This window comes from Staphylococcus sp. GDY8P47P, from assembly GCF_016892225.1.
GTDB classification, from domain to species: Bacteria; Bacillota; Bacilli; order Staphylococcales; family Staphylococcaceae; genus Staphylococcus; species Staphylococcus borealis.
In genome coordinates this window covers 15,933-27,984 of the sequence record NZ_JAFENV010000014.1, presented here as the reverse complement: position 1 = coordinate 27,984, position 12,052 = coordinate 15,933, and the positions used below count along the sequence as shown (strand labels likewise).

Sequence of the window (12,052 nt, the reverse complement as noted above, 5' to 3'; positions counted from 1 at the left end):
ATATTAAAATATTTAATTAAGAGAGGATGATGACCGTGTCTAAAAATAATTTTAGAGATGATTTCGAAAAAAATCGTCAGTCTATCAATTCTGATGACCAATTCGAAGAAAACACAAATGAGTTTGATGATAACTCAAATCATTCAGATGAATTTGAGAATCAATCAGATCAACAATTCCCACCTAGAAATGCACAAAGACGTCAAAGAAGACGTAATCAAGCTACAAATAAAAACAGAAAATTCGATAATCAAACTTCTGATTCAAATGCTACTGGTTCACTTGATGATCGACACGATGAAGACTCTTTAAATGAGTTACAACACAACCAAAAAGAGAATCAATTAGATAAAGCATCAATACATAAAGATGGGGAACACTCACCCGATAGAGACTTTAATAATCAATCGTCTCGAGAAAATCATCGTCATGAAGCATCAAGTAGAAAGCATGATAAAGACTATAATAATGAAAGTTTAAATGATGATGATCGTCACCGTCGTGATCACCAAGAGCATATCGATGCAAACAAACATGATAAGTCAAAACATGGTAAAGATGCTGCACTTGCTGGTGGTGCTGGTGTCGCTGGTGCTGCTGGTGCCAAAGCTGCTAAGGATAAACGAAATAAAGACACAAATCATCGTTCAAATCATAATGAACATAAAGATGACGATCATTTAAATCATGATCATAAGCGTGATCGCAATAAAAAACATAACAATGAAAAGCAACTAGATGACAATCAAGAACATCTTTCTAAAGATGAATCAAAAAAAGGTAATAAAGGGAAAAAAGCTGCAGTCGGTGCTGGTGCTGCAGGTGCCGCTGGTGCTGCTGGTGTAGCAGCCGCAAAACATAAAAAAGATAATAAAGACCATCACAATCATAAAGATAATCAAACGAATGAAGAACACAATGATAAAAAACATCAAGAGGATAATGATGGATTCCAAGCTCACAATGGTAAAAAGAAACGTGGTTTAGCAGGTCTTTTACTTCCATTAATTGCGTTATTACTAATTCTAGCAGCACTTGCTATCTTTATTGGTATGTATTTAAACAATGATAAAAAAGATAGCGACCAAGCTGATAATAGCAAAACTGAACAAACTGCAAACAAAGATAATGACAAAGATAGCAAAGACAAAGCTAGCGACGACAGTGACAAGAATAAAGATAATGCCACTAAAGATGATGACTCAAGTGACAAAGCTACAACTGATAATGAATCATCAAGTAATTCAAGCGATGATAATAGTAGTACTTCTGACAACAATGATTCATCAAACGCATCTGACAACAGTTCATCATCAGATAGCGATGCTTATAATTCAAATAGCAACAGTGATAATGCTAATTCACAAGCCACTCAGAACAGTGGTAACCAAAATAATAGTAATAACAATCAATCAAATAATACTAATTCAGGACAACAAACGCATGTCGTATCAGGTAACGAGAACCTATATCGTATCGCGATTCAATACTACGGAGAAGGTACTGTTGAAAATGTTAACAAACTGAAACAAGCGAACGGCTTATCTAGTAATAACATTTCAAATGGCCAAAGATTAGTAATTCCACAATAATTACATTAAAAAAGGCCATAGGATAAAAATTAAAAAATAATGCTACGTTGTTCATTCATCGTAGCTGACTAAAATTGAAAGGGTGCTTATATCAAGCATATCTCTCATTTTAGCTAACCTTGTAGGGGTAGGACAATGGATTCAAATAGAATTCAGTCCTATCCCTGTTTTCTTTATAAAATTTATAATCTCATTAAATTGTAAATAATATAGGTGCGATTCTATTTAGAAATCATGTTACAACTGCTATAATTAATGGGTGATTAAAGGAGGCCAATGACATGCAAAGCATAGAAAGTATTATAATCGGCGGAGGCCCATGCGGTTTAAGTGCTGCTATCGAACAAAAAAGAAAGGGTATTGAAACATTAGTCATCGAAAAAGGGAATGTTGTAGATGCTATATATAAATATCCAACACACCAAACATTCTTCTCATCTAGTGATAAATTGAGTATTGGCGATATACCATTTATCGTTGAAGAAAGTAAACCTCGACGTAATCAAGCGTTAGTTTATTATAGAGAAGTTGTTAAACATCACCAATTAAATGTTCATGCATTTGAAGAAGTGTTAACTGTTAAAAAGATTGATAATAAATTCACTATAACAACTACCAAAGATGTATATGAATGTAAATTCTTAACTGTTGCAACTGGATATTATGGTCAACATAATACATTAGAGGTTAAAGGTGCAGAACTTCCGAAAGTACAACATTACTTCAAAGAAGCACATCCTTATTTCAATTTAAATGTAACTGTAATTGGTGGTAAAAACTCTGCAGTCGACGCAGCATTAGAATTAGAAAAAGCTGGCGCAAATGTAACTGTATTATATAGAGGCGATCGTTATTCATCTGCTATTAAACCATGGATTTTACCTAACTTTGAATCATTAGTTAATCATGAAAAAATCACAATGGAATTTAATGCTAATGTAACTGAAATCACTGAAAATAGTGTGGTTTATAAAAAAGAAGGTAAATTGATTGAAATACCTAATGATCATGTATTCGCGATGATAGGATACCATCCTGATTATGACTTTTTAGAATCAATTGGAATAGAAATCAATACAAATGAATTCGGTACTGCACCCGTTCATAATAAAGAAACGTTTGAGACAAATGTAGAGAATTGTTATATTGCTGGCGTCATTGCTGCTGGTAATGATAATAATGCAATCTTCATTGAAAACGGTAAATATCATGGAGGCATTATTACCCAAAGCATTTTAAGTAAAAAGCAAACACCTCTCGAAAGTTAAGGTGTAATCATAAAATGCTAAACGCAACGAGATAAATATTTCAAAGCTACAATGTACTTTCATAGTAGCTAAATAGAAGAGTCTGGAACAAAAATAATCTAATGAAGCTATTTTGCAAATTCGCAGTAGCTGACTGAACTGAGAAGGCGCTTTAATCAAGCTTTTCTCAGTTTTAGTCATCCTTGCGGGGGTGGGACGACGAATTTAAAAAGAATTCTGTCCCACTCCCTTGTCATCTTATTTTATACTCATCAGATACAATTCAATACGCCTTTTTTCGGCCCTTGCTAATTTTGCTTTTCAAAATAATGCTTCAATTCTGACGTATTAAGATGATTACTTAAACCAATTAATAATTTTAGTCTCGCTTTCGGACCATTTAATCCATTCGAAAATATTAAACCTTTATTTGATAATTGGAATCCACCGCCATCATAGGCATATACAGGGCTTACAATACCGTTAAAGGATCTTGAAACTAACACAATTGGTATATTATTGTCCAAGCATGATTGAACGCCATTTAAGCAACTTGGTGGCAAGTTACCTTGACCCAAAGCTTCAATGACAATACCATCTACATGCTGTTGTGAATAGAAGTTAAATATGTCACTGTCCATCCCCATATACGCTTTAATCAATGGCACGCTTAACTCATGATTGACTGTATCAAAAGACTGTTGTTGATAGGGCTGATTATAAAATTGAACATTATCTTTGGTTAAAATACCTAATGGACCTTGATTAGGACTTTGGAAGGTATTAATGTTAGACGTATGCGTCTTAGTGACATTTCTGGCAGTATGTATTTCATCATTGAATACGACCATTACACCTTTGTCTTGCGCATCACTGGATGAAGCTACACGAATGGCCGAAATAAAATTATATAAACCATCAGAACCAATTTCATTTGAAGATCTCATCGCTCCAGTAATCACAACTGGATATCGAATATCTATTAATAAATCAAGAAGATATGCAGTTTCTTCAAGCGTGTCTGTTCCGTGTGTAATCACATAACCATCGTATTGATTTGTCTTATTTGCATCAATAATGATATTTCTCAATTGTTCAACGTTTTGAATTGTTATGTGTGGAGACGGAATGTTAAATGGATGTATTTCATCTACGTCAGCGTATTGACCAATAATGTCTGTATGTAAAGATATTGGATTTACATCATTTGTTACAACTTGATTGGATTGATTTTGAGACATGCTAATCGTACCACCAGTATGTATAACTAATAATCGCTTCATTGCGTTCCTCCTATTTTTAATTTACATATTTATGATAAAATAATACAAACAAAACAACAAGGAAGGATAAAATAATATGGACTTAATAAATATTGCCTTGGATGGTCCTGCAGCAGCAGGTAAAAGTACAATTGCTCGACAAGTTGCTAGTAAATTATCAATGATATACGTTGATACTGGTGCAATGTATCGCGCAATAACTTATAAATATCTTCAAAATAATAAACCTGAAGATTTTAAAGCACTCGTTGATCAAACTACTTTAGAATTAACTTATGATAAAAGTAAAGGACAACGTATCTTACTAGATGATCAAGACGTTACCGATTTTTTAAGAGAAAATGATGTGACTCAAAATGTATCCTATGTCGCTTCTAAAGCGCCTGTTAGAACATTTGCAGTTCAGAAACAAAAAGACTTAGCAGCCAAAAAAGGGATCGTCATGGATGGACGCGATATTGGCACAGTAGTGCTACCAAATGCAGAATTAAAGGTGTACATGATTGCTTCAGTTGAGGAGAGAGCTGAAAGACGACAAAAAGAAAATGAACAACGTGGTATTCCTTCAACATTATCGCAACTAAAAAAAGAAATCGAAGAAAGAGACCACTATGATATGAATCGTGACATTTCACCTTTAAAAAAAGCAGACGATGCGATTACAGTGGATACAACTGGCAAAACGATTGAAGAAGTAACTGAAGACATAATGACCTTAGTTAACAATTTATAAATGAGCAATAATAGCTATATAGAATAATTTGTACTTAATTTAGAATAAAGTGCGAATTATTTTAAATAGCTATTTTTATTCTATATAATTAAAAGTGGTAATAATTAATCACTGTTTAAATCGTATAACATTTATTAAGGTTCATTAAAATTATAAATCTTTAAAAGTTACAAATCAGTTAAATTTCTATTTAATAATTTTGATAATTGATAATTTTTTTAAGAACTTATGAAACTAAAGGGGAATTTCTTGACAATTCTACTGGTTTATAAGATGTTATATGTATGTAGTGTATAAGGAGGCAAATAAGATGACTGAAGAATTCAATGAATCAATGATTAATGATATTAAAGAAGGTGACAAAGTCACTGGTGAGGTTCAACAAGTTGAAGACAAACAAGTCGTAGTTCATATTAATGGTGGCAAATTCAATGGAATTATTCCAATTAGCCAACTTTCAACGCATCATATTGAAAACCCTAGTGAGGTTGTTAAACAAGGTGATGAAATAGAAGCATATGTTACTAAAATAGAAGTTGATGAAGAAAATGACTCAGGTGCGTATATTCTTTCTAAACGTCAACTTGAAACTGAAAAATCATATGAATATTTACAAGAAAAATTAGATAATGATGAAATAATTGAAGCAAAAGTTACAGAAGTAGTTAAAGGTGGCCTAGTTGTAGATGTAGGTCAACGTGGTTTCGTACCTGCTTCACTCATTTCAACTGATTTCATTGAAGATTTCTCTGTATTTGAAGGACAAACTATTCGTATCAAAGTAGAAGAATTAGATCCTGAAAATAATAGAGTCATTTTAAGCCGTAAAGCAGTAGAGCAAGCTGAAAATGATGTTAAAAAAGCTTCTTTACTAGAATCATTAAATGCAGGCGATGTTATTAAAGGTAAAGTAGCTCGTCTAACTAACTTTGGTGCTTTCGTTGATATCGGTGGCGTAGATGGCTTAGTCCACGTTTCAGAACTTTCACACGAACATGTTGATTCTCCAGAAGATGTTGTTTCTGTAGGACAAGAAGTAGATGTGAAAGTTAAATCTGTAGAGAAAGATGCAGAACGTATCTCACTTTCTATTAAAGACACTTTACCAACACCATTTGAAAGTATTAAAGGACAATTCCACGAAGATGATGTTGTCGAAGGTAAAGTTGTACGTTTAGCTAACTTTGGTGCTTTCGTTGAAATCGCACCAGGTGTACAAGGCTTAGTTCATATTTCAGAAATTGCACATGAACATATCGGTACACCAGGTGAAAAGCTTGAGCCAGGTCAACAAGTTAATGTTAAAATTTTAGGTATTGATGAAGAAAATGAACGTATTTCACTTTCAATCAAAGCTACTTTACCTAAAGAAGATGTCGTTGAAAGCGATGATGCTACAACTCAATCTTATTTAAGTAATGATTCAAACGAAGATAATCCAACACTTGGCGATGTCTTTGGTGATAAATTCAAAAACTTAAAATTCTAATCTAAAGTTAGGATAGTAATACATGAGGCTGGGACAAAATAAAATGTCTCAGTCTATTTTATTGTTCTGGCAGTAACTGACAGATGTGAATCAATTTGATTTAAGCGTGCTATCAACGTGATAGGTTGTATGGATTTTGATGATTAACCTTAACAAAATAGTGATGCCAACCTGATTACCAATCTTAGTATTATCTTTTAAGCAAAACATTTAATGAATCGTTCACTATTTAATTAAGGTGTTATCATTCAAATTTAAATTATCAATTCATTATAATGTAACTTAACTTATATACTTTGTTTGAAATAAATAGGTCATATGATAAAATTATAGAGATTTTAGAAAGAGAGGAAGTTAGCTTATGACGAAACCTATTGTAGCGATTGTAGGAAGACCAAATGTAGGGAAATCTACAATCTTTAATAGAGTAGTAGGTGAACGTGTTTCAATAGTCGAAGACACACCTGGTGTTACTCGTGATAGAATTTATTCATCAGGCGAATGGTTAACACATGAATTTAACATTATTGATACTGGTGGAATTGAAATCGGTGACGCGCCATTCCAAACACAAATTAGAGCACAAGCTGAAATTGCAATAGATGAAGCAGATGTTATTATTTTTATGGTAAATGTGCGTGAAGGTTTAACTCAAAGTGATGAAATGGTTGCACAGATGTTATATAAATCTAAAAAACCCGTTGTGTTAGCCGTTAATAAAGTGGATAATCCTGAAATGCGAAACGACATTTTTGATTTTTACGCATTAGGTTTTGGAGATCCATATCCTATCTCAGGCTCACATGGCTTAGGATTAGGTGATTTGTTAGATGAAGTGGTTAAACATTTTCCAGAGGATTATGAAGACCCTTACGACGAAGACACAATACGATTATCAATCATCGGACGTCCTAATGTTGGAAAATCTAGTTTAGTAAATGCCATTCTTGGCGAGGACCGTGTTATTGTATCGAATGTTGCTGGAACGACTAGGGATGCCATTGATACTGAATATAGTTATGATGGTCAAGATTATGTTTTAATCGACACTGCCGGAATGCGTAAAAAGGGTAAAGTGTATGAGTCTACTGAGAAATATTCCGTATTACGTGCGCTTAAAGCCATCGAACGTTCTAATGTAGTACTAATCGTTATAGATGCAGAGGAAGGTATAATAGAACAAGATAAACGTGTAGCAGGTTATGCTCATGAAGAAGGTAAAGCCGTAGTAATTGTAGTGAATAAGTGGGACACAGTCGATAAAGATAGTAACACAATGAAGAAATTTGCAGATGATGTTAGAAACCAATTTCAATTTTTAGATTATGCTCAAATCGCTTTCGTTTCTGCCAAAGAAGGTACACGCCTACGCACGCTATTCCCTTATATTAATGAAGCAAGCGAAAATCATAAGAAACGTGTTCAAAGTTCTACATTAAATGAAGTAGTGACAGACGCTATATCTATGAATCCTACGCCAACAGATAAGGGTCGTCGTTTAAATGTATTTTATACTACACAAGTAGCTATCGAACCTCCTACGTTTGTTGTATTCGTAAATGATGTCGAATTAATGCACTTTTCTTATAAACGTTACCTTGAGAATCAAATTCGTCATGCATTTGGTTTTGAAGGAACACCCATTCACATCATTCCGAGAAGAAGAAACTAAAAAGGAGATAATACTATGACTAAAATTACTGTTTTTGGTATGGGAAGTTTTGGTACTGCATTAGCCAATGTGTTAGCAGAAAATGGACATACTGTTCTAATGTGGGGTAAAAACGAAGATAGTGTCAAAGAATTAAATGATCACCATCAAAATAACCGTTATTTAAAAGATGTCGTACTCAATAGTAGTATTAAAGCCACTAGCGATATCAATGAGGCTGTGAATTTTACCGATATTTATTTAATGGCTTTACCTACTAAAGCTATGCGTGAAGTAACTAGTCAAATTGATGGTTTGATCAACACAAAGAAAACCTTCATCCATGTAGCTAAAGGTATTGAAAATGATACATTCAAACGTGTTTCAGAAATGATTGAAGATTCTATATCTGAAGAACATAATGGTGGCATAGGTGTATTATCAGGTCCTAGCCATGCTGAGGAAGTAGTAATTAAACAACCAACAACTGTGGCTGCATCATCAAAAGATGAAAAAGTTAGTGAACTCATTCAAGATTTATTTATGAATGATTATTTACGTGTCTATACTAATAACGATTTAGTTGGTGTTGAATTAGGTGGCGCGTTAAAAAATATAATAGCAGTCGCAAGTGGTATTGTTGCAGGTATGGGCTATGGAGATAACGCTAAAGCTGCTTTAATGACACGTGGTTTAGCTGAAATAAGCAGATTAGGTGAAAAATTAGGGGCTGATCCTATGACGTTTTTAGGACTTGGCGGAATTGGTGACTTAATTGTTACGTGTACATCTACACATTCCCGTAACTATACATTGGGATATAAGTTAGGACAGGGCCAAACTATGGATGAAGCATTAAATGAGATGAATATGGTTGTAGAAGGTATTTACACTACTAATTCTGTATATCATTTAGCCAAACAACAAAATGTGGATATGCCTATAACAAATGCACTTTACAAGGTTTTATTCGAAGATAAACCAGTTAAAGATAGTGTTAAAGACTTGATGGGAAGAGATAAAAAATCCGAATAGAGTGTAATATTACTCTATTTCAGAAAATTTTCGCAGATTTGCACTTAAAATACTGATATTTCAGTGTTTTAAGTGCATAAATTATTGCGGTAACATTAATTGTTGTGTTAAAGTCATAGCATAATGATATAAAGATATCATTATCATTCATCTGGAGGTGAACTCGTAATGAATAAAACTGACTTAATTAATGCAGTTGCAGAACAAGCTGATTTAACTAAAAAAGAAGCTGGTTCAGCTGTAGATGCTGTTTTCGAATCAATCCAAAAATCACTTTCTAAAGGTGAAAAAGTACAATTAATTGGTTTCGGAAACTTCGAGGTACGTGAACGTGCTGCACGTAAAGGACGTAACCCTCAAACAGGTAAAGAAATCGAAATTCCTGCAAGTAAAGTTCCAGCATTTAAAGCTGGTAAAGCATTAAAAGATGCTGTTAAATAATTTACTTAAAAGCCCTATAAAGGGCTTTTTTTTATTCATATATCATTTTAATAGACTTAATTTGTCCTATGTAATTTAACTTGACTATTACAAATGTCTCATTAGTGCATATATTCAAATAAGTAAAGTAACATCCACTTAAGTCACTGTATTTTATTTTTATTCATATAATGTTAAGATGTATAGTGATAATAACGTGAGGTGTGAACATGGAAACAACAATAAGCAAATTAAATAGACAAATTAATCAAAAGCTTACAGGAATTCATGATTATGAAACGATTCATATAAATGCTAATTTGAGTACATTACTCGATACTTATGACATTCCTGAAAATGCTAAACTTGCTTGCCTCACTATCGATACTTCAATGAAACATCTTGATGAGATAACACAAAACCAAAAGTCAAAAAAATCTATTTTAATTGGTGATTTACTAAGCGCTCATTTTTATACGCTTTTAGCTGAAATAAATGATCCAACGTTTCAATTAGCAATGAGCAAAGCGATAGTCAAATCGAATGAATTAAAATCATCATTACATCATCAAGTATTAGAGTCTGAAGCTATCTATGATGCAATTATTGAAATTGAAACAATCTTCCCATATATAACTTTGTCTCATTTCAGTAAAGAACAAGTAACGCCTTTAGATTTATATCAACAATTAATCTCCGAGGGTGATGACTATTATCCATCTTACCTTAAGATGTACCAACCATCTGATGTACGTCAGTTTTTACAAAATATCAATCAAAGTTATATAGAGAAAAGTAGAGGTAATATTAATGACTGAAAATAATGCAAAAAAAGAACAAGTTCATACAGTCTTCCAAAATATTTCAAGTAAGTATGATCGCTTAAACAACATTATTAGTTTTGAGCAACACAAAGTGTGGCGAAAACATGTAATGAAAGATATGCACGTTAAAGTTGGTAGTAAAGCACTTGACGTTTGTTGCGGTACTGCTGACTGGACTATTGCACTTAGTAAAGCAGTAGGTGCGCATGGTGAAGTAACTGGTTTAGACTTCAGTGAAAACATGCTAGAAGTGGGTAAAGAGAAAACAAAACATATGGATAATATTCATTTAGTTCATGGAGATGCAATGAATTTACCGTTCGAAGATAATTCATTTGATTATGTCACAATTGGCTTCGGTCTCCGTAATGTACCTGATTATTTAGTTGCATTAAAAGAAATGAATAGAGTCTTAAAACCAGGTGGAATGGTCGTTTGTCTTGAAACAAGTCAACCAACAATGCCGGTATTTAAACAAATTTATAAGTTATACTTTAAATTCATAATGCCAATTTTCGGTAAATTATTCGCTAAATCTAAGGAAGAATATGAGTGGTTACAACAATCTACGTTCGATTTTCCAGATAAAGACAAATTAAAACAATTATTTGAACAAGCTGGCTTCACTAAAATTAAAATCCGTAGCTTTACAGGTGGCGTTGCTGCAATGCATCTAGGCTATAAACAAAAAAGTTAGACAAAATAAAAGGTGATTAACGTGGCAAAGTTAAACATGAATAGCGAAATTAAGAACGTAGAAAAACGCCTTCAAAAAGCTATCGAAAGCAATGATCCAATTTTACATGAAGCATCATCTCATTTGCTTTCTTCAGGAGGCAAAAGAGTTAGACCTGCATTCGTTATCTTGAGTAGTCAGTTCGGACCACAAAAGCAAACTGAAGATACGTATCGTGTTGCAGTTGCCCTTGAATTAATTCATATGGCAACACTAGTACATGATGATGTTATCGATAAAAGCGACAAACGACGTGGACGTTTAACCATAGTTAAAAAGTGGGACGTTACTACCGCAATATTAACTGGAAACTTCTTACTTGCATTGGGTCTTGAACATTTATCTGAAATTCGTGATAACCGAATTCATCATATTATTTCAAATTCGATTGTAAACGTAGGACTTGGTGAATTATTCCAGTTTCAAGATCAATTCAATAGTGAGCAAAGTATTACCAATTATTTGAGACGTATCAATAGAAAGACCGCTTTGTTAATTCAATTAGCAACTGAAGTCGGTGCGATTACTTCTGAGGCTGATGATGAAACTATTCGAAAGCTTAAAATGATAGGCCACTATATTGGCATGAGTTTCCAAATTGTTGATGATATTTTAGACTTCACTAGCACTGAAAAGAAATTGGGCAAACCTGTGGGTAGTGACTTAATGAATGGACATATTACATTACCAGTGCTACTTGAAATGAAAAAAGATATATCATTCAAGCGTCAAATTGCTTCACTCAACCATCAATCTAAATCTCAGGACTTTGAACCTTTGATTGAGCAGATTAGAAACTCTAATAGCATTAAAGAATCTAAAGCAATTAGTGATAAATATTTAGCTAAAGCACTTAAGTTAATTAATGAACTTGATGAACCCAATGCTCAAAGTCTTTTTATTAAATTAATAAAGAAAATGGGATCACGTAACGTTTAAAATGAAAAAATATTGAAAGCGCTTTAACAACCTGTTACTATTGAATAGTAGCAGGTCTTTTGTTACGCCAAAGTACGATACATATTTAAATATTCATCATTTA

11 protein-coding genes are annotated in these 12,052 nt (G+C 33.2%); 10 read left to right on the top strand and 1 reads right to left on the bottom strand.

Translation table 11 applies throughout. The annotated features are described in order from the left end of the window. The first annotated feature begins 29 nt into the window (after positions 1 to 29). Both ebpS and ypdA read left to right on the top strand, forming a co-directional pair. Positions 30 to 1,592, top strand: a complete 1,563-nt coding sequence (gene ebpS / locus JVV30_RS04965; RefSeq protein WP_239469322.1) for an elastin-binding protein EbpS — start codon at positions 30 to 32, stop codon at positions 1,590 to 1,592. 281 nt (positions 1,593 to 1,873) lie between these two features. Beyond that, positions 1,874 to 2,860 (top strand): bacillithiol disulfide reductase YpdA, encoded by a 987-nt coding sequence (ypdA, locus tag JVV30_RS04960; RefSeq protein ID WP_070854892.1) that lies wholly within the window; start codon positions 1,874 to 1,876, stop codon positions 2,858 to 2,860. A 287-nt stretch (positions 2,861 to 3,147) separates the two neighbouring features. On the opposite strand, the gene JVV30_RS04955 is transcribed toward ypdA, so the two are convergent. Then, a complete protein-coding gene (locus tag JVV30_RS04955) occupies positions 3,148 to 4,122 on the bottom strand; it encodes an asparaginase (RefSeq protein WP_070854891.1) in 975 nt (324 codons plus the stop codon). Between the two features lie 76 nt (positions 4,123 to 4,198). Here JVV30_RS04955 and cmk point away from each other — a divergent pair, with 76 nt between their 5' ends. The 8 genes from cmk to JVV30_RS04915 all read left to right on the top strand — a co-directional run bounded on the left by cmk (position 4,199) and on the right by JVV30_RS04915 (position 11,949). After that, entirely contained in the window at positions 4,199 to 4,855 is a 657-nt protein-coding gene (gene cmk, locus JVV30_RS04950) for a (d)CMP kinase (RefSeq protein WP_070854890.1), read from the top strand. Between the two features lie 310 nt (positions 4,856 to 5,165). Then, on the top strand, positions 5,166 to 6,344 hold the full coding sequence (gene rpsA / locus JVV30_RS04945; RefSeq protein WP_053029443.1) for a 30S ribosomal protein S1: 1,179 nt from the start codon (positions 5,166 to 5,168) through the stop codon (positions 6,342 to 6,344). Positions 6,345 to 6,705: 361 nt separating this feature from the next. Beyond that, on the top strand, positions 6,706 to 8,016 hold the full coding sequence (der, locus tag JVV30_RS04940) for a ribosome biogenesis GTPase Der (RefSeq protein WP_070854888.1): 1,311 nt from the start codon (positions 6,706 to 6,708) through the stop codon (positions 8,014 to 8,016). A gap of 15 nt (positions 8,017 to 8,031) precedes the next feature. Further along, a complete protein-coding gene (locus tag JVV30_RS04935) occupies positions 8,032 to 9,030 on the top strand; it encodes an NAD(P)H-dependent glycerol-3-phosphate dehydrogenase (RefSeq protein WP_053029441.1) in 999 nt (332 codons plus the stop codon). A gap of 168 nt (positions 9,031 to 9,198) precedes the next feature. Continuing rightward, entirely contained in the window at positions 9,199 to 9,471 is a 273-nt protein-coding gene (locus JVV30_RS04930) for an HU family DNA-binding protein (RefSeq protein ID WP_070854887.1), read from the top strand. Between the two features lie 209 nt (positions 9,472 to 9,680). Beyond that, on the top strand, positions 9,681 to 10,268 hold the full coding sequence (locus JVV30_RS04925; RefSeq protein ID WP_070854886.1) for a heptaprenyl pyrophosphate synthase subunit A: 588 nt from the start codon (positions 9,681 to 9,683) through the stop codon (positions 10,266 to 10,268). Then, positions 10,261 to 10,971, top strand: a complete 711-nt coding sequence (locus JVV30_RS04920; protein ID WP_070854885.1) for a demethylmenaquinone methyltransferase — start codon at positions 10,261 to 10,263, stop codon at positions 10,969 to 10,971. Before JVV30_RS04925 ends, JVV30_RS04920 begins: the two co-directional genes overlap by 8 nt. A 21-nt stretch (positions 10,972 to 10,992) precedes the next feature. After that, the gene (locus JVV30_RS04915; protein WP_070854884.1) at positions 10,993 to 11,949 is read left to right on the top strand and encodes a polyprenyl synthetase family protein; all 957 of its coding nucleotides are present in this window, start codon (positions 10,993 to 10,995) and stop codon (positions 11,947 to 11,949) included. Positions 11,950 to 12,052 lie beyond the last annotated feature (103 nt).